This is a genomic window from Halomonas sp. SIMBA_159 (assembly GCF_046536035.1).
Lineage (GTDB): Bacteria > Pseudomonadota > Gammaproteobacteria > Pseudomonadales > Halomonadaceae > Vreelandella > Vreelandella venusta_A.
On sequence record NZ_JAWJBT010001630.1, the window covers coordinates 1 to 235 of the forward strand.

The 235-nt window shown below is 60.0% G+C and carries 1 protein-coding gene; it reads right to left on the minus strand.

Going from position 1 to position 235, the window contains the following annotated elements; translation table 11 throughout:
• Positions 1–235 (minus strand): exodeoxyribonuclease VII large subunit (locus R0J87_RS24730; RefSeq protein ID WP_498889681.1); only part of this gene is annotated, 235 nt, incomplete at both ends.

Below are 235 nucleotides of genomic sequence, written 5' to 3' on the forward strand. Positions count from 1 at the left end.
TCATCCAGGCGTTGGCTTTGCTGGTTAAGTTGTACTTGCGGATGCTGGCGATCCAGCCTGTGCTGCCAGCGAACGAGCTGGCTTTGCCTGACGGACAGATAGTGCCGCATCGCATGCCGCAGTTGTTGCTGGTGCTGATGGATTTTCTGCATCTGTGCGCTGAGATCGCGGCTGACCAGTTCGGCGGCGGCGGAAGGTGTGGGCGCCCGCATGTCGGCGACAAAATCTGCGATCG